Below are 22,252 nucleotides of genomic sequence, written 5' to 3'. Positions count from 1 at the left end.
AGTATCCTCGAACTACCGGACATCCTGGCGGAGGCGTCCGGCCGCCACGAGCAATCCGCGAGAAGCAGCCAAGTCGACGTCAGATCTGGCCAAGAATAGGACCTGCCCCTTCGCTCGACCGTGGTCCGGGGCCTTGAATTTTCCTGATCGGGCGGTGAGATGGGATGAACCTGAACGTGGACAGCACAGTGATCGGGTACCTGGCGGAGGACCCGCCCAAGAAGGCCAGCATCGACACCATCATCGGCGGCATCGCCCCCGACTGGGGCCCGTTCGCCTCGCTCGGCTCCTCGGCCCGCGTGATGGTCCAGGTCGTGATGGCCGTCGCCATCCTGGTCTGCCTCGGCATCGCCATCTGGGGCGCCGCGAAGCAGCGCATCGGCGCCACCGCGATGCGTGACACGTTCAGTGCCGAACAGGGCAAGGGGCTGATCATCGCCGGCCTGACCGGCGTGTTCATCATCGGTTCCCTCGGCACCCTGTTCACCATTGTCTACGGCATGGCGATCTGACGATCGGACAACTTCCGCCCCGCTCGCGCCGATCCACCCACCGCGCGCCGACACCGAGAAACACCCGTCACGCCGCCGCGCCCCCCGCGCGGTGACGCCGCACCAGGAGGGCCCCCGTGCCGTTGTCCGACGACCAGCCGCACACCCGTACGCGGCTACCGGTCGCCGAACAGACCAGCCCCGTGACCGGCCGCCAGGCCAGGCCGCTGCGCACCCTCCTGACCATCCTCGGCATCGTCACCCTGCTGGTGATCGCCGTCGCCATCGCCAACCGTGACAAGGCGGTGCCCGGGCGCACCCCCGCCGCGAGCTCCGGCGACCAGGCCCCCGGCGGCAACGGACCCGCCGCCGACCACACCGCCGCCAGCGGCCAACAGCCCGTCACCACCACCGCCAACGGCATCGCCACCGGCTACCCCCACACCGACCAGGGGGCGCAGTCGGCCGCCGCCAACTACGCCGTCGCGCTGGGCTCCACCGACATGTTCCGCCCCGACACCCGCCACACCATCCTCGCCACCCTCGCCGACCCCACCACCCTCCCCACCCTCCAGTCCCGCCTGGACCAGGCGTTCTCCCCGGAGACGGTGGCCCGGTTCGGCCTGGACGCACAGGGCCGCGCTCCGAAGGGACAGGTCTTCGTCAGCCGGATCGTGCCGGTCGGCACCCGCACCACCAACGGCGCCGACACCGCCACCAAGGTCGACGTCTGGTGCACCGGGCTCTACGGCCTGGCCGGCGAGGACTCCACCGTCCCGGTCAGCCAGGACTGGTACACCCTGACCGTCACCATGCGCTGGACCGGCAGCGACTGGAAGCTCACCGACTACTCCCGCGCCGCGGGCCCCGCCCCCCTGCCGGGCGACCAGCAGGCGGCCACCGCGAAAGAGATCGCCGATGCCGTCCAGCAGTTCGGAGGGTTCCGCTATGCCCGCTGACGCGTCCAGACTGCGCTTCCTCGGTCGGGCCGGGGTGCTCGGCGCTGCCCTGAGCAGCCTTCAACTCACTGCCCTGCTGGTCGCGCAGCGGGTGGCCGCCGATCCGTCGCCCTCGCCGTCGGACACCTGCGCCGCCCAGAACGTGCCGCTGCCCGGTGCGGGGAGCCAGTGTGCTCCTCCCGACGTGGTGGTGGTCCCCGGTAATGGCTCGGTCTCCTCGGTGACCGACCCGTTGGGGTCGTTGGCGAAGGGGTGTGCGCAGGCTGCGGCGTGGGTGGTGCGGCAGTTGGCGGGGGCGATCGACGGGACGACGAAGGTCGACTTCACGAATGCGGCGTTCCTGCAGCAGTACGCGGTGGTGTTCGCGGTGTCGACGGTGGTCACGCTGGTGCTGTGGCTGCTGGCGGTGACGAAGCGGGCGGTGCGTGGTGCGCCGTTGGGGCAGGCGTTCGGCGAGGCGGTCGGGTTCCTGTGGTTGACGGTGATCGCTTCGGCGTTCACGCCGTTGATCCTGTACACGGTGGTGACGGTCACCGACGGCTTGACGGATGCGGTCGCGGCGGGGACGAAGTCCGACACCGGGACGTACCTGGGCGGGTTCGCGGACACGCTGGACAAGGGCAGCATGGGCGGTGGCCCGCTGATTCTGATCATCGTGTCGCTGGTGGCGGTGCTGGCCGCCGCGGTGCTGTGGATCGAGCTGGTGATCCGGGCGGCGATGCTGTACGTGGGCGCGCTGCTGGGGACGGCGGTGTACGCGGGGCTGGTTGACAAGCAGCTCTGGAAGCACGTGCGCCGGTGGGCCGCGATGATGCTGGCGGTCGATCTGGCGAAGCCGATCATCGTGATCATCCTGGGTCTGGCGGGTGCGGTGGCGACCGGCTCGGGTGCGGACGACGACTTCGCGCGGGTGCTGAGCGGTCTGGCGATCCTGTTCCTGTCGATCTTCGCGAGCGCGGCGGTGTACCGGTTCGTGCCGGGCTTCGGTGACGAGCTGCTGTCGATGCGGCAGGCTCGGGCGAGTGCGGTGCAGGCCGGCAGTGCGATGATCAACGGCCCGGCGAACCTGGTGAAGCAGGGCATTTCGACGCACGGTTCGCGCGGCGGTGCGCAGGCCGGGAACGCCTCGCCGGGTGCGGGCGGCGGCGGGGTGGCCCCGGGCATCGCCGCGCACGCGTCCCGTCCCGCCAACCCCGGGCGGATGGCCGCGCCGCCCGCGCAGTCCCAGGCCCCGGTCAACAACCCGAAGGGAGGGTGACGGGTAGATGAGCAGCGATCAGTTCGGCCAGTACGGCACCCAGTACGCCCAGCCGTACGCCCAGCAGCGCCGCAGCTATCTGATCGGCAAGGCGCGCCCGAACGCGCCGATCGGGCGCAACCGGGAGACCGGCGAGATCGTGCTGATCATCGCCGGTGCGGGCCTGGGCATGCTGTGGGGTCTGGGGGTGCCGATCCTGCCGCTGCGGCTGGCCGGCCTGGTGGGCTTCCCGCTGCTGGCGATCATGGCGGTGTACGTGCCGTACCGGCGGCGGACGTTCTACAAGTGGATGGAGATCAACCGGACGTACCGGCGCACGGTGCGCAGCGGTCGGGCGGTCTGGAAGCCGGACGTGCACGAGGCCGGGACGCGGTTGGACGGGCGTGAGGTGGAGGTCGGTCCGCCGCCGGGGGTGGGGCGGCTGCGCTGGCTGACCGCGCCGTTCGGGCCGGACGAGGTCGCGGTGCTGATGCACCTGGAGCGGCGCACGGTGACTGCGGCGATCGAGATCGAGGGCCCGGGCGTGGGCCTGCGCGACTCGGAGGACCAGGAGGCGCTGGTCGACCGGTTCGGCACGCTGCTGAAGCACGTGGCCAACGGCGACGGCTTCGTGACGCGGCTGCAGATCCTGGCCCGGACGCTGCCCGCCGACCCGGACGCGCACGCCAAGGACGTGGAGCGGCGCGGCGACCACTCGGCGCCGCGCTGGCTGCTGGAGAGCTACGACCAGCTGCAGTCGATGGTGTCGACCTCCTCGGAGCAGCACCGGGCGTACCTGGTGGCCTGCATGCAGTACACCCGGGACCTGGCGTCCGAGGCGCACGCGATGGGGCGGACCGCGTACGGGCGGGAGGGCGGCGGGAAGGGCGACCGCGGGGACGACGGCCTGGCGACCGTGATGGCGCGTGAACTGACCGACATCTGCGCCCGGTTGGCGGAGGCGGACATCCGGGTGCGGCAGCCGCTGGGGCAGGCCCGGCTGGCGTCGCTGATCCACTCGATGTACGACCCGGACCACCCGATCGACCACATCCAGGCGATGAGCAGGCGCAACGCCTGGCCGGCCGAGCTGGACGCCACGCACCCGCAGTACCTGACGGCGAAGACCCGCGAGTCGGCGACCCGGGAGCCGTGGTGCCACGCCACCGCGTGGATCAAGGAGTGGCCGTTGACCCCGGTCGGGGTGAACTTCCTGGCGCCGCTGCTGGTGCACACCCCGGACGTGATCCGGACGGTCGCGGTCACCATGGACCTGGAGCCGACCGATGTGGCGATCGAGCGGATGCTGACCGAGAAGACCAACGACGAGGCGGAGGCCAGCCGGGCGGCGAAGATGAACCGCACGGTGGACCCGCGCGACCTGGCCCACACCGGCCGGGTGGACCAGCGCGGCGACGACCTGGCGTCCGGCGCGGCCGGCGTGAACCTGGTGGGCTACCTGACGGTGTCCGCGCGCAGCCCGGAGGCACTGGCCCGCGACAAGCGGACGATCCGCGCCTCGGCCGGCAAGAGCTACCTGAAGCTGGAGTGGTGCGACCGCGAGCACCACCGGGCGTTCGCCAACACCTTGCCGTTCGCCACCGGCATCCGCCGCTGACCCCTCGGAGGCCCGCACATGATCGGCAATCTCACCGACGGCTTCGCCAGCGCCCTGTTCGGCCGGGTGGAGACCACCCGGCTGCCGGTGCGCACCTCCAGCGGCCAGGCGCAGGCCGTGTACCTGCCGACGGCGGCGCCCGGCCTGGGCGACTCCGGGGTGATCATCGGCCGCGAGGTGTACAGCGGCAAGGGCTACGTCTACGACCCGTTCCAGCTGTACGGCCAGCAGCTGCCGGCCCCGCACTGGCTGGTGCTGGGCGAGTCCGGCAACGGCAAGTCGGCGCTGGAGAAGACGTACGTGCTGCGGCAGTTGAGGTTCCGTGACCGCCAGGTGGTGGTGCTGGACGCGCAGGGCGAGGACGGCGTCGGCGAGTGGAACCTGATCGCCAACGCGCTGGGGATAAAGTCCATCCGGCTGGACCCGATGGCGGCCCGCGACGGCGGGGTGAAGCTCAACCCGCTGGACCCGGCGATCACCACCACCGGTCAGCTGTCGCTGCTGCGCACCATCATCGAGGTGGCGATGGGCCGCACCCTGGAGGAGCGGGCCGGTTTCGCGCTGAAGGCCGCGCACGCGCACGTGCACGCCACGGTGAAGGACCGTCAGCCGGTGCTGAACGACATCATCGACACGCTGCGCAGCCCCGACCTGTCGGCGGTGGAGTCGCTCGGCGTGGAGATCGGCGAGGTGCAGTCCTGGGGCCTGGACGTGGCGCTGGTGCTGGACCGGCTGGTCGACGGCGACCTGCGCGGCATGTTCGACGGCTCGACCTCGGCCGGCATCGACCTGGACGCGCCGCTGATCGTCTTCGACCTGTCGCACATCGACCGGAACTCGATCGCGATGCCGATCCTGATGGCGATCGTCGGGGTGTGGCTGGAGCACACCTGGCTGCGGCCGGACCGGGTGAAGCGGATCTTCCTGGTCGAGGAGGCGTGGCACATCATCAACAGCCCGTTCGTGGCGCAGCTGTTCCAGCGGCTGCTGAAGTTCGGGCGCCGGCTCGGCCTGTCCTTCGTGGCCGTCGTCCACCACCTGTCGGACGTGGTGGACGGCGCGGCGGCGAAGGAGGCGTCGGCGATCCTGAAGATGGCCTCCACCCGCACCATTTACATGCAGAAGGCCGAGGAGGCGAGAGCCACCGGCCGGGTGCTGGGCCTGCCGCGCTGGGCGGTGGAGATCATCCCGACGCTGTCGCCGGGCATCGCGGTGTGGGACGTCAACGGCAACGTGCAGGTGGTCAAGCACATCATCACCGAGGCCGAACGTCCGCTGGTCTACACCGACCGCGCGATGACCGAGGACGCGGTGGCGGAGCGGGAGCGCGCCGAGCACCAGTTGGCGGCGCAGCCGAGGATCTGACCGGCAGCCCAGGAGGCAGCCCAGGAGCTGACCGGCGGCGGAGGGCCGACCGGGCGTCGGCAGAGAAGTCGTCAGCCTTCGGATACCAGCTCGTTACTTCAGGGTTCCTGACAGCTACGCGCGTGGACTCTAGGCTGCTCCCCGATACAACGCCAGGCCGCCGTCCACCGCGGCCCCGACGGTGCAGGGGACCCTCATGCCCATTTCCGGATCCACCGGCCACCGCAGGACCGCGCTCGCGGTCGCCGCGGCCGCCGCCCTCCTCGGCTCGATGGCCCTGCCGGCCACCGCCGAGGCGCACGGGCACGGCCAGGACAAGCCCAAGTACGAGGACCTGCAGCTCCTCGCCATCAACGACCTGCACGGCAACCTGGAGCCTCCGGCGGGGTCGTCCGGCACCGTCAACGAGATCGACCCGACCACCGGCAAGACCGTCGCCACCCCCGCCGGCGGCGTCGAGTACCTGGCCACCGCGCTGCGCGACGCCCGCCAGGGCCACCCGAACAGCGTGACGGTCGCGGCCGGCGACATCATCGGCGCCAGCCCGCTGATCTCCGGCCTGTTCCACGACGAGCCGACCATCGAGGCGATGAACAAGATCGGCCTCGACGTCACCTCGGTGGGCAACCACGAGTTCGACGAGGGCTCGGCCGAGCTGAAGCGCATGCAGGACGGCGGCTGCCACCCGACCGACGGCTGCTACGAGAAGGGCCGCAAGTTCGAGGGCGCGGACTTCCCGTACCTGGCGGCGAACGTCACCAACGAGAAGACCGGCAAGCAGCTGCTCAAGCCGTACTGGGTGAAGAACGTCCGCGGCGTCAAGGTCGGCTTCATCGGCGTGACCCTGGAGGGCACCCCGAACATCGTCACCGCCGCCGGCGTGCAGGGCCTCAAGTTCGACAACGAGGTCGCGACGATCAACAAGTACACGGCCGAGCTGAAGCGCCAGGGCGTGAACTCGGTGGTCGCGCTGATCCACGAGGGCGGCCTGCCGGCCAGCAGCGTCTACAACTACGACTGCGGCTCCGGCGGTTCCGGCATCTCCGGCCCGATCGTGGACATCGCCAAGCGCCTCGACCCGGCGGTCGGCGCGGTCGTCACCGGCCACACCCACAACTCGTACGCCTGCATGATCCCGGACCCGAACGGCGTGCCCCGCTCGGTGACCAGCGCCGCCTCGTTCGGCCGTCTGTACACCGAGATCGACCTCAAGCTGGACAAGCGCACCGGCGCCATCGTGCGTCCGTCGGTGACGGCGGCCAACCACGTCGTGCGCCGCGACGTGCCCAAGGCGCCGGACCTGACCAAGCTGATCGACCGGTACAGCAAGCTGTCCGCCCCGATCGCCAACCGGGCCGTCGGCTACATCAGCGCCGACATCAACGGCCGCGGCTCCACCGACCTGGAGAAGCCGCTCGGTGACGTGATCGCCGACGCGCAGCTGGCCGGTCTCGCGCCCGCCGACAAGGGCGGCGCGCAGGTCGCCTTCATGAACCCCGGCGGCATCCGCTCGGACCTGGTCTACAAGGCGTCCGGCAGCGAGGGCGACGGTGTGGTGACCTACGGCGAGGCGTTCACCGTCCAGCCGTTCACCAACATGATGCAGGTCAAGACCCTGACCGGCACCCAGCTGGTCCAGGTCCTGCAGCAGCAGGTCTCGGGCTCCAACGCGGCCGCCCCGAAGATCCTGCAGATCTCCTCCAACCTCAGCTACACGCTGGACCTGAACAAGGCCGGCGGTGACCGCGTGATCGTCGACTCGGTCCGTCTGAACGGCGCCCCGGTCGACCCGAACGCCACCTACCGGGTCGCTGCCAACGAGTTCCTGGCCGGCGGCGGCGACGGCTTCCCGGCCTTCGCGGCCGGCACCGACAAGCTCGTCGGCGCCTCCGACCTGGACCTGTTCAACACGTACCTGACCAGCCACAGCACCGCCACCGCCCCGCTGACCCCGCCGGCCCAGAACCGGATCAAGGTCATCGGCGTCGGCCAGTCGATCGGCTGACGCAGCAGTAGCCAGGAAGGGCGGGGCACCTCGGTGTCCCGCCCTTCGGCCTGTCTCAGCGCGGGACGTCCGGCTGGCCCGGCAGCACCATCACCGCCTGCGTGCCGGGGCCGCCGTCCGAGGCGGGACCGAGCGAGACCTGGCCGCCGGTGTCCCGGACGGTCTGCGCGACGATCGACAACCCCAGTCCGGAGCCCGGCAGTTGGCGGGAGGACGGGGAGCGCCAGAAGCGGTCGAAGACGAAGGGGAGTTCGTCGGCCGGGATGCCCGGGCCGTGGTCGCGGACCGTCAACCGGCCCGCGCGCAGGCGGACTTCGACCGTGCCGGACGGTGGCGAGTACTTCACCGCGTTGTCCAGCAGGTTGATCACCGCCCGTTCCAGGGCGGCCGGGTCGCCGTGCACGTACCAGGGGTTGACCTCGGTGAGAAAGGTGAGCGCCGGGCCGCGCAGCCGGCCGCGCTCCAGCGCCCGTTCCACCGTCTCGTGGAACGGCACCACGGTGCGCACCGCCTCCGGGTTCGGGGTGTCCGGGCGGGAGAGCTGCAGCAGGTCGCCGATCAGCACGGTCAGTTCCTGCATCTGCGCCTTCATGTTGCCCAGCATCCGCGCCCTGGTCTCCGGCGGCAGGGCGCGGCCCTGCGCGTCGGAGCGGATCAGCAGGTCGACGTTGGTGCGCAGCGAGGTGAGCGGGGTGCGGAGTTCGTGGCCGGCGTCGGCGATCAGGCGGGTCTGCCGCTCGCGGGAGTTGGCGAGGGCGGTGGACATCGAGTTGAAGGAGGCGGAGAGGCGGGCGATCTCGTCGCTGCCGTTGACCGGGATGGTGCTGCCGACCTCCTCGGTGCGGGCGATGTGCTCGACGGCGTCGGTCAGTTGGTCGACGGGCTTGAGCGCGGACCGGGCGACGACCCGGCCGGCGACGCCCGCCCCGATGACGCCGAGACCGGCCACGCCGGTCATCAGCAGGGCGAGCGAGCCGAGCGACTTCTGCACCCCGTGGGTGGGCAGCGCGGTCAGCAGGACGGCCGGATGCGGCACCCCGCCGATCTTCACCGAGGTGTTGGTGCGCCGCACCAGCGCGGAGTCGTCGCTGCCGAGGTAACGGCCGGCGCGGTAGGCATCGTCCTTGGCGCGCGGCAGCAGGGCGTTGTCGCCGGTCTGGACCTGGATGGCCCGGGTGGCGTCGCCGAGGAAGCACACCGTGCCGTCGGCCAGTAGGAACTGGTAGTCGTACATCTGCGGGCCGAACCGGTTGCCGCCCCCGGCGGGGACGCGGTCGAGCGCCTCGGCCGGGGTCGCGCCGCAGTGCAGCATGTCCTGGTCGGGCGGGGCCAGCTGGGCCCGGGGAGCGGCGGCGAGGCTGTCGTGCAGCTCCTGGTAGAGGCGCTCGCGCACCAGCAGCCAACTCGCCATGCTGACCACGGCGATCGCCACCGCCACCGCGGCAGCCGTGAGCATGGCCAGCCGGCTCCGCAGCGATCTGCTGCGGAACCACCCCGTGAGCCGGCCGATCTGCTTCACGCCGCCGCGCCGTTGGTGACGGCGCGCAGGGCGTAGCCGACACCGCGGACGGTCTGGATGATGCGGGGCATGCCGTGCTGCTCGGTCTTGCGGCGGAGGTACATGACGTAGACGTCGAGGGAGTTGGAGGAGGGCTCGAAGTCGAAGCCCCAGACGGCCTTGAGGATCTGCTCGCGGGTGAGGACCTGGCGCGGGTGGGAGAGGAACATCTCCAGCAGCATGAACTCGGTGCGGGTGAGTTCGATGGTGGTGCCGGCCCGGGTGACTTCGCGGGTCGCGGTGTTCATCCGCAGGTCGGCGAAGGCCAGCACCTCGCCGTCGTCCTCGTCGGCGGCGGTGCGGGCGGCGGCCTCCGCGGCGAGCGCGTTGCGGCGGAGCAGGGCGCGGACCCGGGCGAGGAGTTCGTCGAGCTCGAAGGGCTTGGCGAGGTAGTCGTCGGCGCCGACGTCGAGTCCGGTGACGCGGTCGCCGACGGCGTCCCGGGCGGTGAGCATCAGCACGGGGACGGTGTCGCCGCGGGAGCGCATCCGGCGGACGGCGGTGAGGCCGTCCATGCGCGGCATCATGATGTCGAGCAGGACCAGGTCGGGGTGTTCGCGTTCGACGGCGGCGAGGGCCTCGTAGCCGTCGGTGGCGGTGGTGACCTGGTAGCCCTCGAAGGCGAGGCTGGATTCCAGCGCGTCGCGCAGGGCGGGTTCGTCGTCGACCACGAGGACGCGGGCGCCGCCGCCCGGGGCCTCGGCAGGAGTGCGGTCGTCGGCGGGGGGAGTCATCGGCGCGGGGCCCTTTCTGAGTCCGGTGCGGTCGTGGCCATTGTCCGTCGCTCGGGGACGGAACCGGCGGGTGTCAGAGGTTCTTGCCGGCCTGCATCTGCGGCAGCACCTGCTTGACGCTGTTGATCGGGATGGCGAAGCCGAGGCCGACGCTGCCGGCCTCCGAGGAGCCGGTGGAGCCGGAGCCGCTCGCCGAGTACATCGCCGAGTTGAGGCCGATGACCTGGCCGGCGGTGTTGATCAGCGGTCCGCCGGAGTTGCCGGGGTTGAGCGCGGCGTCGGTCTGCAGCGCCTGGTAGCCGGCGGTGTCGCCCTTGGAGGCGCCGGAGCTGCCGTTGGCGCCGGTGGAGCCGCGCAGGCCGGGCAGGTTGGGGAAGCCGAAGCCGCCGTTCCCGCTGGTGGTGCCCTCGTCGACCTGGACGGAGACGGTGCGGTTCTTGGCGGAGATGATGCCGGAGGTGACGGTGCCGGTGAGGCCGTCGGGGTTGCCGATGGCGACCACCGGGTCGCCGACGGCCGTCGCGTCGGAGTCGCCGAGCACGGCGGTGGTGAGTCCGCTGACGCCGGAGGCGGTGATGACGGCGGTGTCCAGGGACTTGTCGGTGCCGGTGACGGTGGCCGAGGCGGTCCGGCCGTCGTGGAAGGTGACGGTGGTGCGGCCGCCGTCGCTCACCGCGCCGGAGATGACGTGGTAGTTGGTGAGGATCTGGCCGTCGCCGGTGAGGATCACGCCGGTGCCGGTCGCGGTGCCGCTGCCGGTCTGCACGGTGATCTGGACGACGGCGGGGGAGACCGCGGCGGCGATCGCCGAGACGTTGGCGCTGCCGTTGGCGTCGGCCGCCACCGGACGGGTCTGGGTGCTGCCCGCGGCGGTGCTGGAGCTGCTGCTGCGGTCGTTCGCCAGGACGCCGCCGGTGACGCCGCCGAGCAGGGCGGCCACCGTGGCGACGGCGGTGACCAGCGCGAGGCGGCTCTTCAGCAGGCCGCGGCGGGCGCGGTGGCCGGGGCCGCCCGGCGGAGGCGGCGGCAGCTCAGGGCCGGAGACGGTGGGTGGGAGGGCCGGGTACCCGGGGTGCACGGGGTACGGCTGCGGCTGCGCGGCCGGCGGCGTCGGCGGGAGCCAGCCCGCGCCGCCGTCCTGGGGGTGAGGCTCGTGGGTGCTGCGGTGCTCGCTCATGGGGATGACGTTCCGCCCGCTTCATGAACGTTCGATGAGAGGGCGGTACGAGTTCCCCGAGAAGCGCGTCAGCTTCTCATAAAGCCTGGTCAGGACGGAGATCAGGCAGGGTCGCCGGAGCAGCCGCAGGAACGCCGCACGACCAGCCGGGACGGGAACTTGCGGACCCGTTCGGTGTCGCTGCCGGGCACCATCAGCGAGTCGTCGAGGACCAGGTCGACGGCGGCCCGGGCCATCGCGTCCCGGTCGGAGGCGACGGTGGTGAGCGGCGGGTCGGCGAACCCGGCCTCCGGGATGTCGTCGAAGCCGGCCACCGCGAGGTCCTTGCCGACCTTCAGCCCGAGTTCGCGGGCGGCCCGCAGCACGCCGATCGCCTGGTCGTCGGTGGAGCAGAAGATCGCCGGCGGCCGCCGGTCGGAGGAGAGCAGCTCCAGCGCGACCTGGTAGGCGCCGTAGCGGTGGAACGGGGCGTCGATCAGGTGCGGTTCGGTGGGCAGGCCGTGCGCGGCCATCGCGAGCTCCCAGCCGGCCACGTGGTCGATGACCGGGTCGCCGGGCGCGGGCGACTCCACCGGGCCGCCGAAGCATGCCACGTACGGGTGACCGTGCACTTCGAGCAGGTGACGGACGACCAGTTCGGAGCCGCCGACGTCGTCGGTGACCACGGCGACGTCGTCGATCGCCTCGGGGCGGCGGTGCAGCAGCACCACCTTGGCGCCCTCCATCGCGGCGAACTCCTCGGCGGCGCGCTGCGAGGGGCCCTGGCTGACCAGGATCAGACCGGAGACCCGCATGCCGAGGAAGGCGCGGACGTAGTGCACCTCGCGGTCGTCGACGTAGTCGGAGTTGCCGATCAGCACGAGCTTGCCGCGCTCGGAGGCGGCGCGTTCCACGGCGTGCGCCATCTCCGCGAAGAACGGCTGCCGGGCGTCGGGGACGACCATGCCGATCAGGTTGGTGCGCCGGGAGGCCATCGCCTGGGCGACGGAGTTCGGGCGGTACCCGAGCTGCTCGATCGCGGCCAGCACCTTTTCCCTGGTGGCCGGGGCGACCGGCCGGGGACCATTGTTGATCACATAGCTGACGACCGCGGTCGAGGTCCCAGCCAGTCGGGCTACATCGTCGCGCGTCACCTTGGCCACGGGGGGAGTCTACGCGGGTGGCTCGGCGCGTCGAGCCGGGGCCGGACCTGGTGGGACGGGGTGCCGGAGGGGACCGATCGGGACCGAATCGGACCGATCCGGGCAAGCCGGGCGAGGGGTGGCGCCGCCCGGCCCGTCCCGCGGGCGATCAGCGTTCGCGGTGCGCGGCGGCTCTGCCCGGTTCCGTCCGCTCGGCGCTCCTGTCGCTCCGCTCCGGGACCACGAAGCGGTAGCCGACGTTGCGCACGGTGCCGATCAACTGCTCGTTCTCGACGCCGAGTTTGGCCCGCAGCCGGCGCACGTGGACGTCCACGGTGCGGGTGCCGCCGAAGTAGTCGTAGCCCCACACCTCCTGGAGCAGCTGGGCCCGGGTGAACACCCGGCCGGGGTGCTGCGCCAGGTACTTGAGGAGCTCGAACTCCTTGAAGGTGAGGTCGAGGACGCGGCCCTTGAGCTTGGCGGAGTAGGTGGCCTCGTCGACCGACAGGTCGCCGTTGCGGATCTCCATCGGGGAGTCGTCCACGGCGACCTGGAGGCGGCCGAGGGCGAGCCGCAGCCGGGCCTCGACCTCGGCCGGGCCGGCGGTGTCCAGCAGCACGTCGTCGATGCCCCACTCGGCGGTGACGGCGGCCAGGCCGCCCTCGGTGACGACCAGGATCAGCGGGCTGCCGATGCCGGTGGACCGCAGCAGCTGGCAGAGGCTGCGGATCTGCGGCAGGTCGCGGCGCCCGTCGACCAGGATCACGTCGGCGTTCGGGGTGTCGATCAGGGCGGATCCCTCGGCGGGGGCCACCCGGACGCTGTGCAGCAGCAGGCCGAGGGCGGGCAGCACCTCGGCGGAGGGTTGCAGGGCGTTGGTCAGCAGGAGCAGTGAACTCATACCTGGCCAGTCCCCTTTCCGGGTCGTCGCGGTCGCGGCCGCCGCGGGGACGGCGGGCGCGGTACAGGGTGGGGGAGCGCCGACGGCCCGGAGGGGGCGGCGGCGGACGGGGCGGCGGCCGACCGGGGTTCGCGCATCCCCTGGCGTCCCGCTGCTGCCTCGTCCATCGGCGGTCCCTCCGCTCTGTCCGCCGGCTGCCGGCACGTCGTCGTGCGGTCGGCGGCGGGGTCGGTCCGGCGGCCGGTGCGGGTGGGGCACCGTGCGCCGGAACGTCCGACTGGCGTCCTGAAAGCACAAAAGGACCCGGGGGCGACTCTGCCCGGATCCCTCTCGGAATCGAGAATAGCCGACCGCCCCTGCGGTCGGGAGTGGCGCGGGCGGCGCACGGGCCCGCGAGGGGTCCCGGAACGGGTGAGGTACGACACCTTGCGCCCCCGTGATGACCTGGGAGGTTTGCCCGGCGGCGGGGGCCGGGGGCGATGATGGGGCCGCACCGGGCCGCTGCCGCCGTACCGGGCGAGGACCACCGAGAGGGGTTGCCGTGACCGCGACCGCCGATGCCCGTTCCACCTCGGATTCACCTGTGCGGGTGAACGGGACGGTCCGCTACTGGGCTGCCGCCAAGGCCGCGGCGGGCCGGGCCGAGGAGCCGTACCTGGCCGTCACGCTGGCCGAGGCGCTGGCCGCGGTGCGGGCCGAGCACGCCGGGCGGCCGGAGCTGCTGCGGGTGCTGGGCATGTGCTCGTACCTGGTGGACGGCGACCCGGTGGGCGGCCGGGAGCACGCCTCGGTGCCGCTGACCGAGGGCGGCACCGTCGAGGTGCTGCCGCCGTTCGCCGGTGGTTGACCGCGGGTTCGGCGGAGTGTCGCGCCGGAACCCGGGTATCCGTGCGATCGTCCTATGTCCGGGACCGGTTCGTCGACGGAGCGGTCCGGCCGGAGCCTTTCAGGGGGAACGATGCATGGCGCGGTGAAGCTGCTGATCGGACTCGGCGTGGTGGGCGGCCTGCTGGTCGCCGCCGACCGGGTGGCCGTCGGGGTCGCGGAGGACCAGGCCGCCGACGCCGCGGTCTCCTCCGGCTGGCTGACCGAGAAGCCGACCGTCGAGATCGGCGACGTCCCCTTCCTGACCAGCGCGGTCGCCGGGGAGCTCGACCAGGTCACGCTCTCCTCGGACGGGATGACCGTCACCGACGGCAAGGAGCGCGTGACGGTGCACGCCTTCAAGGCCGACCTGTCCCAGGTGAAGTTCACCGACTCCTACCGGGGCGTGACGGTCGGACGCGGCGACGGCCAGGGCGTGGTCGAGTACAAGGACCTCGCCAAGTTCATGAAGGGCGGCGGCCTGCTCGGCCTGGAGTACGCCGGCCCCGGCGCCGTGAAGGCCTCGGTGCCCGGCGGCGGGATCGAGGGCAAGCTGCACAGCGAGGGCCCCGACACGATCGTCGTCGACGGCCTCCAACTGACCGGCACCGCCGCCTCGTTGAAGGGCCTGGCCGGAGACCTGCTGAAGCCCCAGAAGTTCCGGCTGACCGGTCTGCCCAAGGGCCTGTCGCTGGCCGAGGCCACCCCGGAGGCGGGCGGCGTGCGGCTGCGCTTCACCGTCGCCCCCGGCACCACGCTCGGACACTGACGCCTGTCCGGTGGGCGAGACAGTCTGTCCAGCACCGCCGGAGAAATCCTCCGCAGCACCGGTTCGCCCGGTCCCCGCACGGGGTCCGGGCCCGTCGGCGCGCGGTGGAAAAGAGGTAAATCCCAGGATTCGAGCGATCTGGTCTCAGTATTCGACACGATGATGACAGCGCCCCTCCGGAGTCCCTAGCATCGTCGTCATGAAGCGACAGGCGGACCTCACAAAGCGGCGGGCGGTAGACCACTGCCGCGTGTCGAGCTGCCTGTGTCGAATGCGCTGACCGGGCGGTCCTGACCCCAGTCACGGCACGCCCGCCCCCGTCCCGACGCCGCGAACCGGCAGCATTTGCGCACCGGTGCGTCGGGGACGACGAGCACACCTCTCACGATCGACCTCCCGGCTCTGCCGCACCTCACGCCGTCCCAGCATGCGGACAGGTGTGCGGGCAACGCGGCCCGGGAGACCCTCCAGCAGCCTTCCGCCAACCGCCCCCGGATGGAGAATCAGCAATGAGCCGCACCGACGTCCTGGTCGATGCCGACTGGGTTCAGGCCCACCTGGACGACCCGAAGGTGGTCGTCGTCGAGGTCGACGAAGACACCGCCGCCTACGACAAGAACCACATCCGCAACGCGGTCCGGATCGACTGGCAGAAGGACCTGCAGGACCCGGTCCGCCGCGACTTCATCGACCAGGCCGGCTTCGAGGCACTGCTGTCCGCCAAGGGCATCGCCAACGACAACACGGTGGTGCTGTACGGCGGCAACAACAACTGGTTCGCCTCGTACGCCTACTGGTACTTCAAGCTGTACGGCCACGGCGACGTCCGCCTGCTGGACGGCGGCCGCAAGAAGTGGGAGCTGGACTCCCGCGAACTGGTCGTCGAGCAGCCCGAGCGGGCCGCCACCCAGTACACCGCGCAGCCGGCCGACTCCTCGATCCGCGCCTTCCGGGACGACGTGCTCAACGCGATCGGCACCCTGAACCTGGTCGACGTCCGCTCGCCCGACGAGTTCTCCGGCAAGCTGCTCGCCCCGGCCCACCTCCCGCAGGAGCAGTCGCAGCGCCCCGGCCACGTGCCGACCGCGAAGAACATCCCGTGGGCGAAGAACGCCAACGACGACGGCACCCTCAAGAGCGACGACGAGCTGAAGGCGCTCTACGAGGCCGAGGGCGTCGACCTGGCCACCGACACCATCGCGTACTGCCGGATCGGCGAGCGCTCCGCGCTCACCTGGTTCGTCCTGCACGAGCTGCTCGGCCAGGAGAACGTCAAGAACTACGACGGCTCGTGGACCGAGTACGGCAGCCTCGTCGGCGTGCCGATCGAGCTCGGCAACTGAGCCCCGGCTCGCGCGAAGCAAGGAAGAGGGAGAACAGACATGTGCGGTGCGAAGGCCGGCGGCCCGGACCTGGCAGGAGTTGACGTGGCGAACGAGACGATCATCCAGGGTTCGGTGACCCGCAACGAGGAGCCGGTCAACGGCTACGTGCGGCTGCTGGACGAGAACGGCGAGTTCACCGCCGAGGTCCCGACCTCGGCGACCGGGCAGTTCCGGTTCTTCGCCCGCCCGGGCAAGTGGACCCTGCGGGCCCTGGTGCCCGGCGCCACCGTGGACCGCCAGGTGGTCGCCACCCAGGGCGAGTTCACCGAGGTCGCGATCGCGGTCTGACGACTGCGGAGAGGGCCCCGGACGTCTTACGGCGTCCGGGGCCCTCGGCCTACCCTGGAAGCGTGCAGGCACACCGGCGGCATGTGCGCTACTTCGTGATGATGGGCGTCTGCCTGGGGCTGTTCGTCCTCGCCTGGGGCGTGGTGCGCTTCTACTCGGTCGGCGCCGCCATCGGCATGTGCGTGGTCGCCATGGTGATACCGCCGCTGGCCGCCGTCCTCGCCAACCGGCGCGACAAGGACGACGACTGGTGGAACGACCCGCGCTGGGACGACCCGCACTGGGAGCAGCGCGGCCACGACCGGGACCGGCCGGACCACGAGCCCCCCGACGAGCGGTAGCGGATCAGTAGACGAGCGCCTGGGTGTCGTCCGCCATTACCTCGGACAGGAACACCTGCGCGCCGGCGATCCGCACACCCTCGATGACGTCCGCCCGGCCGATCTCCCGGCGCGCCGCGCACTGGGTGCACAGGGTGACGGAGCCGGCGGCGAGGATCGCCTCCAGCAGGTCGGGCAGCGGCGCGGCGTGCGGCAGCTCGAACTCGGCGGCCTTGCCGGGCAGCGCGAACCACGAGGACTCACCGGTGAGCCAGAGCGAGACCGGCACGCCGCTGGCGACCGCGACCGAGGCGACCGTGAAGGCCTGCGAGCAGCGCTCCGGCGCGTCCGCACCGGCGGTGACCTTGATGACCAGCTTCTTCGACATGCCCCAGAGACTACGGCCGCAGGGGCCGCCCGATAGACTCCCGGCCGTAGTGGAGAGCCCCGTTCCTCCGTCGAACCCGCCCCTGGGAGCACACCGTGTCCGGTCTTGAGATCTTCTTCGAAAGTGTCCTGGTTCTGGTGGCCGTGCTGATCACCTGGTTCGCCATCTTCTCCGTGATGAAGCTCTACCAGGGCCAGCGCTGAGCACTGCCGTACGGTTGAGCCGGTAACCGTCCGACGACAGCAGCCAGGACCATGATCGAGATTCCTTCCGACCTCCACCGGGACGTCGTCCCGCTCGCCTTCCTCCTCGGTACCTGGGAGGGCGCGGGCGTCCACGACTTCCCCGGCTCGGAGAAGTGCAACTTCGGCCAGGAGATCGTCTTCCGCCACGACGGACGACCCTTCCTGGAGTTCCGCTCCCGTACCTGGGTGCTCGACGAGCAGGGCGAGAAGGTCCGCCCGCTGGAGATGGAGCACGCCTTCTGGCGGGTGACCAGCAACCAGCACGGCACCAGCGGCGAGCGCGAGATCGAGGTCTCCTCGGTGCGCGACGACGGCACCGTCGAGATCTGGTACGGCAAGCTGCACGACGGCAAGCCGCAGATCGACCTGGCCACCGACGCGGTCGCCCGGATCGAGGGCGCGGCCCCCTACAGCGGCGGCAAGCGCCTGTTCGGCCTCGTCAAGGACGAGCTGCTGTGGGTCGGCGAGAAGGCCGCTCCCGAGGTGCCGCTGCGGCCGTACATGTCGGCGCAGCTGAAGAAGGTGCTCAACCCGGCGCAGCTGATCAAGGACGTCAACGACCTCCCGGACGACGGGATCGCGTTCTTCCGCTGAGCGTGACCGAGTGGGGGACCGACCGGGCGGTCGGTCCCTACACTGGTCGGCACGACCTCTCAACGGGCAGGGACACCGTGGCGAACACCGACACCACCGACTGGAAGGCCGACCTGCGCGAGCGCGGCTATCGGCTGACCCCGCAGCGCCAGCTGGTGCTGGAGGCCGTCGACGTGCTCGACCACGCCACCCCGGACGAGATCCTGGTGCACGTCCGCCGCACCGCCAGCGGCGTGAACATCTCCACCGTGTACCGGACGCTGGAGCTCCTGGAGGAGCTCGGCCTGGTCTCGCACGCCCACCTCGGGCACGGCGCGCCCACCTACCACCTGGCGGGCCGGCACACCCACCTGCACCTGGTCTGCCGGGACTGCGACCGGGTCACCGAGACCGACACCGCGATCGCCGCGCCGCTGATCGACAGCCTGCGCGCCCAGCACGGCTTCGACACCGACCTGAAGCACTTCGCCATCTTCGGCCGCTGCGGCGACTGCACGGCCAAGGCGGAGCACCCGCAGTCGTAGACCGCGGTCGTAGCCTGCCGTTGTGGACCCCGGCCGTGGACCCCGGCCGTGGACCGTGGCCGCCGGTCGTAAGCTGGCCGGTATGAAGAGCCCGCTGCTTGAGCTGCCCGGCGCCGTCGCCGCCGAAGGTCCCGACGAGGGCGTCGCCGCCCACTACGGCGACCTGTTCCGCGAGCAGCGCGAACTGGCCGCCGGCCGCGGCTTCGTCGACCTCTCGCACCGCGGCGTGATCACCGTGACCGGCCCGGACCGGCTGAGCTGGCTGCACCTGCTGCTCACCCAGCACGTCAGCGAACTGCCGCCGCGACAGGCCACCGAGGCGCTGGTGCTGTCCCCGCACGGCCACGTCGAGCACGCGCTCTACCTGGTCGACGACGGCGCCACCACCTGGATCCACGTCGAGCCCGGCACCGCGCCCGCGCTGGTGGCGTACCTGGAGTCGATGAAGTTCTGGAACCGGGCCGAGGTCGCCGACGCCACCGCGGACCACGCCGTGGTGTTCCTGCCGGCCGGCTCCACCGCGGCCGCCGACCGGGCCGCCGCGGTGCGCGAACTCCCGTGGGGCCGCGACCTGTTCCTGCCGCGCGCCGAACTGGCCGAGGCCGTCGCCGAGTTCGGCCCGGCCGCGGGCGTGTGGGCGTACGAGGCGCTGCGGATCGAGGGGCACCGGCCGCGGCTGGGCTTCGAGACCGACCACCGCACCATCCCGCACGAGGTGGACTGGCTGGGCAGCGCGGTGCACCTGAACAAGGGCTGCTACCGCGGCCAGGAGACCGTCGCCCGGGTGCACAACCTGGGCCGTCCGCCGCGCCGGCTGGTCTTCCTGCACCTGGACGGCACCGAGGAGAAGCTGCCCGCGCACGGCGCCGAGGTGCGGGTGGACGGCCAGGAGCGCCCGGTCGGCTTCGTCACCTCCGCGGCCCGCCACCACGAGCTCGGCCCGGTCGCGCTGGCCCTGGTCAAGCGCAACACCCCGGTCGACGCGGTGCTGCTGGCCGACGGCGTGCCCGGCAGCCAGGACGTGATCGTCCCGGCCTGAGGCTGCCTCTCGGCTCAGACCTCCAGCAGGACGGTGAACGGGCCGTCGTTCACCAGCGCGACCTTCATGTCGGCGCCGAACCGTCCGGTCTCCACCTTCGCGCCCAGCGCGCGGAGTTCGGCCACCACGGCGTCCACCAGCGGTTCGGCGACCGGGCCGGGGGCGGCGGCGTTCCAGGTGGGGCGGCGGCCCTTGCGGGCGTCGCCGTACAGGGTGAACTGACTGATCACCAGCAGCGGGGCGCCGAGCTCCGAGCAGGACTGCTCGGGGCTGCCGGGGAACAGCCGCAGCGTCCAGAGCTTGCGGGCCAGTTGGGCCGCCTGCGCCGGAGTGTCCTCGTGGGTGACGCCGACCAGGACGCACAGGCCGGGCCCCTCGATCGCGCCGACCGTCTCGCCGTCCACCGTCACGGTCGCCTCGGCGACCCGCTGCACCACTGCTCGCATGCCGCCCATTGTGCCCGCACGCCCGTCCGGGGGGCGCGTGGCCCCGAGTTGCACGCCGGGGTCGCACATGATGCGCCCCGATCGGTGCAGGTGAGCCCATGGCGCGGATTCTTCGTACTAGCCAGGGGTGTTCGCCAGGGGGCCGTTCGGGTACTCGGGCGTGCGGGTCCGGGTCCCGGGGTGGCACGCTGTCCGACGGCCCGGAGCCATCCGGGCCCCGAGTGGGCGTCCGCCGTCCCGGCGAACCGCGTCACCCGCACGAGTGGCATCGCCCACCGGGGGAACCCTGGATGACGGGCGGTCCCGCGACCGGCGGGCACAGGTACTACGGCAGGTGGTCGGACTGATGGACGTGAGCGCGATCGACGAACTGGCCGGCCTGGCCCTGGAGCAACTGCGGGTGCTGCGCCGGGACGCCCTGGAGCAGGAGGCCGACCTGTCGTACCTGCGCCGCCTGCTGCACGGCCGGATGGACATCCTGCGGGCCGAGCTCCAGCGCCGGGAGATCCCGTTGGCCGGCGCCAGCGAGGCGCAGTGCGCCCTGCTCGACCGGCTGCCCGCGATCCTCGCGGACGCCCCGTCCGCCACCCGCCGCCCGGCCCGGCACCTGACCCTCGGCCCGCCGCGCGGCGAGCGCTACCGGCTGGAGGCGGACGCCCTGATGGGCGACGTCCAACTGGCCGACCTCGGCGCCCACGCCACCGCCGACCTGCTGGCCGCCGTCGAACGGCTGGCCGAGTACGAACGCGAGGTGTCCGACCGCCGCCAGACGCTGCAGCGGACCGCGGACGACTGCGGCGCGGAGATCACCCGCAGGTACCGTGAGGGGGAGGCCCGGGTCGAGGACCTGCTCGGCGGGAGCTGAGCGGGCGGGACGCGACCGGGCCCGCACCCACCCTCGTCGCATTCCTGGAGACCCGCCCGTGTCGCAGTCCGTCCTGCCCGCCCTCGCCGAGGTCATACGCTCCGGCTTCACCGAGGGCCGCCACCGCGGTTCGCTGGTCCTGCTCGACGCCGACGGCACCGTCGCGTACGCGCTGGGCACCCCCGAGCAGCCGGTCTACCCGCGCTCCACCGCCAAGCCCTTCCAGGCGGTGGCCACCCTGCGGGCCGGCCTCGCCCTGCACGGCGAACAGCTCGCGCTGGCCGCCTCCAGCCACTCCGCCGAGCCCTTCCACCGGGCCGCGGTCCGCCGGATGCTGGCCGACGCGGGCCTCACCGAGGCCGCCCTGCGCACCCCCGCCGACCTGCCGCTGGACGAGGTCGAGGCGGAGGAGCTGCTGCGCTCCGGCGGCGAGCGGGCGCCGATCCTGATGGACTGCTCCGGCAAGCACGCCGGCTGGCTGGCCGCCTGCGCCGCCAACGGCTGGGACCTGGCGAGCTACCTCGACCCCGAGCACCCCATCCAGCTGCTGGCCCGTACGGCGCTGGAGGAGGCCACCGGCGAGCAGGCCGCGCACACCGGCACCGACGGCTGCGGCGCCCCGCTGCTGGCCGTCTCGCTGACCGGCCTGGCCCGCGGCTACCGCGCCCTGGTGCTGGCCGAGCCCGGTACCGAGCAGCGCCGGGTCGCCGACGCGATGCGCGCCCACCCCGAGTACGTGGCCGGCACCCGCCGCCCCGACACCTGGCTGATGCGGGCGGTGCCCGGCGCGCTGTCCAAGATGGGCGCCGAGGCCGTCCAGGTGGTCGCACTGGCCGACGGCCGGGCCCTCGCCTTCAAGATCGAGGACGGCGCGGAGCGGGCCCGCGGCCCGGTGCTGGCCGCCGCGCTGCGCCGGCTGGGCGTCCAGGACCCGGAGATGGGGCGGCTTGCCGATCGCCTGGCCTCCCCGCTGCACGGCGGCGGCCAGGTGGTCGGCGAGGTCCGCGCGGCGTTCTGACGCCCCGCCGGGTGAAGCCGGGATGCCCGTCCCGGCCCGCTGGTGCACGGTGGACGGCGGGGGATCCCGCCACCGCCGCACAGGGAGTACTCGCCATGTCCGACCACACCTACCGGGTCACCGAGATCGTCGGCTCCTCGCACGAGGGGGTGGACGCCGCCATCCGCAACGGCATCACCCGCGCCGACCGCACACTGCGCAACCTGGACTGGTTCGAGGTGGTGCAGGTCCGCGGCCACATCGAGGACGGAGCGGTCAAGCACTTCCAGGTCGGTCTGAAGGTCGGGTTCCGGCTCGACGACAACGACTGACCGACCGCCGAAAAACCTGCGAGGGGCGGG

At 72.1% G+C, this 22,252-nt stretch carries 24 protein-coding genes; 17 read left to right on the top strand and 7 right to left on the bottom strand.

What is annotated here, in order from left to right; genetic code table 11:
* The first annotated feature begins 164 nt into the window (after positions 1-164).
* From AMK19_RS14435 to AMK19_RS14410, 6 genes are all read left to right on the top strand, one after another.
* A complete protein-coding gene (locus tag AMK19_RS14435) occupies positions 165-512 on the top strand; it encodes a hypothetical protein (protein WP_241844401.1) in 348 nt (115 codons plus the stop codon).
* Between the two features lie 116 nt (positions 513-628).
* Positions 629-1,450 carry a hypothetical protein gene (locus AMK19_RS14430; RefSeq protein WP_073811637.1) on the top strand — a complete coding sequence of 274 codons (822 nt, stop codon included), beginning with the start codon at positions 629-631 and terminating at the stop codon, positions 1,448-1,450.
* Positions 1,440-2,708, top strand: a complete 1,269-nt coding sequence (locus tag AMK19_RS14425; RefSeq protein ID WP_241844400.1) for a hypothetical protein — start codon at positions 1,440-1,442, stop codon at positions 2,706-2,708. Before AMK19_RS14430 ends, AMK19_RS14425 begins: the two co-directional genes overlap by 11 nt.
* 7 nt (positions 2,709-2,715) lie before the next feature.
* Positions 2,716-4,305 carry an SCO6880 family protein gene (locus AMK19_RS14420; RefSeq protein WP_073811636.1) on the top strand — a complete coding sequence of 530 codons (1,590 nt, stop codon included), beginning with the start codon at positions 2,716-2,718 and terminating at the stop codon, positions 4,303-4,305.
* A gap of 18 nt (positions 4,306-4,323) precedes the next feature.
* On the top strand, positions 4,324-5,670 hold the full coding sequence (locus AMK19_RS14415) for an ATP-binding protein (RefSeq protein WP_073811634.1): 1,347 nt from the start codon (positions 4,324-4,326) through the stop codon (positions 5,668-5,670).
* A gap of 196 nt (positions 5,671-5,866) precedes the next feature.
* Complete coding sequence (locus AMK19_RS14410) at positions 5,867-7,675, top strand: bifunctional metallophosphatase/5'-nucleotidase (protein ID WP_073811633.1); 1,809 nt, start codon at positions 5,867-5,869, stop codon at positions 7,673-7,675.
* A gap of 55 nt (positions 7,676-7,730) precedes the next feature.
* Here the strand turns inward: AMK19_RS14410 and AMK19_RS14405 are convergent, their stop codons facing one another.
* From AMK19_RS14405 to AMK19_RS14385, 5 genes are all read right to left on the bottom strand, one after another.
* Entirely contained in the window at positions 7,731-9,131 is a 1,401-nt protein-coding gene (locus AMK19_RS14405; RefSeq protein WP_073811631.1) for a sensor histidine kinase, read from the bottom strand.
* Positions 9,132-9,190: 59 nt separating this feature from the next.
* Positions 9,191-9,967, bottom strand: coding sequence for a response regulator transcription factor (locus AMK19_RS14400; protein WP_073811629.1), 777 nt, complete (start codon positions 9,965-9,967; stop codon positions 9,191-9,193).
* A gap of 73 nt (positions 9,968-10,040) precedes the next feature.
* A complete protein-coding gene (locus tag AMK19_RS14395) occupies positions 10,041-11,144 on the bottom strand; it encodes a S1C family serine protease (RefSeq protein WP_073811627.1) in 1,104 nt (367 codons plus the stop codon).
* 101 nt (positions 11,145-11,245) lie between these two features.
* Positions 11,246-12,286: a LacI family DNA-binding transcriptional regulator gene (locus AMK19_RS14390; RefSeq protein WP_073811626.1), complete on the bottom strand. Its 1,041-nt coding sequence runs from the start codon at positions 12,284-12,286 to the stop codon at positions 11,246-11,248.
* A gap of 148 nt (positions 12,287-12,434) precedes the next feature.
* Entirely contained in the window at positions 12,435-13,166 is a 732-nt protein-coding gene (locus tag AMK19_RS14385; protein ID WP_073811624.1) for a response regulator transcription factor, read from the bottom strand.
* 541 nt (positions 13,167-13,707) lie between these two features.
* Between AMK19_RS14385 and AMK19_RS34335 the strand changes: the two genes are divergently transcribed.
* The 5 genes from AMK19_RS34335 to AMK19_RS14360 all read left to right on the top strand — a co-directional run bounded on the left by AMK19_RS34335 (position 13,708) and on the right by AMK19_RS14360 (position 16,813).
* A complete protein-coding gene (locus AMK19_RS34335) occupies positions 13,708-14,013 on the top strand; it encodes a MoaD/ThiS family protein (protein ID WP_241844399.1) in 306 nt (101 codons plus the stop codon).
* 123 nt (positions 14,014-14,136) lie between these two features.
* Positions 14,137-14,799: an LmeA family phospholipid-binding protein gene (locus AMK19_RS14375; RefSeq protein ID WP_158071908.1), complete on the top strand. Its 663-nt coding sequence runs from the start codon at positions 14,137-14,139 to the stop codon at positions 14,797-14,799.
* A 509-nt stretch (positions 14,800-15,308) separates the two neighbouring features.
* Entirely contained in the window at positions 15,309-16,142 is an 834-nt protein-coding gene (locus tag AMK19_RS14370; RefSeq protein ID WP_073811620.1) for a sulfurtransferase, read from the top strand.
* Positions 16,143-16,181: 39 nt separating this feature from the next.
* Positions 16,182-16,472 carry a DUF1416 domain-containing protein gene (locus tag AMK19_RS14365; protein WP_035864892.1) on the top strand — a complete coding sequence of 97 codons (291 nt, stop codon included), beginning with the start codon at positions 16,182-16,184 and terminating at the stop codon, positions 16,470-16,472.
* 62 nt (positions 16,473-16,534) lie between these two features.
* Complete coding sequence (locus tag AMK19_RS14360) at positions 16,535-16,813, top strand: DUF3099 domain-containing protein (RefSeq protein ID WP_073811619.1); 279 nt, start codon at positions 16,535-16,537, stop codon at positions 16,811-16,813.
* A gap of 4 nt (positions 16,814-16,817) precedes the next feature.
* Here the strand turns inward: AMK19_RS14360 and AMK19_RS14355 are convergent, their stop codons facing one another.
* Positions 16,818-17,180, bottom strand: coding sequence for a DsrE family protein (locus AMK19_RS14355; protein ID WP_073811617.1), 363 nt, complete (start codon positions 17,178-17,180; stop codon positions 16,818-16,820).
* Between the two features lie 254 nt (positions 17,181-17,434).
* Here AMK19_RS14355 and AMK19_RS14350 point away from each other — a divergent pair, with 254 nt between their 5' ends.
* From AMK19_RS14350 to ygfZ, 3 genes are all read left to right on the top strand, one after another.
* Positions 17,435-18,019 carry an FABP family protein gene (locus tag AMK19_RS14350; RefSeq protein ID WP_043915577.1) on the top strand — a complete coding sequence of 195 codons (585 nt, stop codon included), beginning with the start codon at positions 17,435-17,437 and terminating at the stop codon, positions 18,017-18,019.
* 77 nt (positions 18,020-18,096) lie between these two features.
* Positions 18,097-18,543, top strand: a complete 447-nt coding sequence (locus AMK19_RS14345) for a Fur family transcriptional regulator (protein ID WP_073811616.1) — start codon at positions 18,097-18,099, stop codon at positions 18,541-18,543.
* Positions 18,544-18,625: 82 nt separating this feature from the next.
* On the top strand, positions 18,626-19,582 hold the full coding sequence (gene ygfZ / locus AMK19_RS14340) for a CAF17-like 4Fe-4S cluster assembly/insertion protein YgfZ (protein WP_073811614.1): 957 nt from the start codon (positions 18,626-18,628) through the stop codon (positions 19,580-19,582).
* 14 nt (positions 19,583-19,596) lie between these two features.
* Here the strand turns inward: ygfZ and dtd are convergent, their stop codons facing one another.
* A complete protein-coding gene (gene dtd / locus AMK19_RS14335) occupies positions 19,597-20,028 on the bottom strand; it encodes a D-aminoacyl-tRNA deacylase (protein ID WP_073811756.1) in 432 nt (143 codons plus the stop codon).
* Positions 20,029-20,374: 346 nt separating this feature from the next.
* Here dtd and AMK19_RS14330 point away from each other — a divergent pair, with 346 nt between their 5' ends.
* The 3 genes from AMK19_RS14330 (at position 20,375) to AMK19_RS14320 (ending at position 22,222) form a co-directional block, all read left to right on the top strand.
* Positions 20,375-20,893: an RsiG family protein gene (locus AMK19_RS14330; protein WP_073811754.1), complete on the top strand. Its 519-nt coding sequence runs from the start codon at positions 20,375-20,377 to the stop codon at positions 20,891-20,893.
* A 58-nt stretch (positions 20,894-20,951) separates the two neighbouring features.
* A complete protein-coding gene (locus AMK19_RS14325; protein WP_241844398.1) occupies positions 20,952-21,911 on the top strand; it encodes an asparaginase in 960 nt (319 codons plus the stop codon).
* A 95-nt stretch (positions 21,912-22,006) separates the two neighbouring features.
* The gene (locus AMK19_RS14320; RefSeq protein ID WP_073811613.1) at positions 22,007-22,222 is read left to right on the top strand and encodes a dodecin; all 216 of its coding nucleotides are present in this window, start codon (positions 22,007-22,009) and stop codon (positions 22,220-22,222) included.
* The last annotated feature ends 30 nt before the right edge of the window (positions 22,223-22,252 follow it).

Source organism: Kitasatospora sp. CB01950 (assembly GCF_001905465.1).
Classification (GTDB): Bacteria; Actinomycetota; Actinomycetes; order Streptomycetales; family Streptomycetaceae; genus Kitasatospora.
Note: the sequence above shows the minus strand (reverse complement) of the source record. Positions and strands in the feature narration are given on the sequence as shown.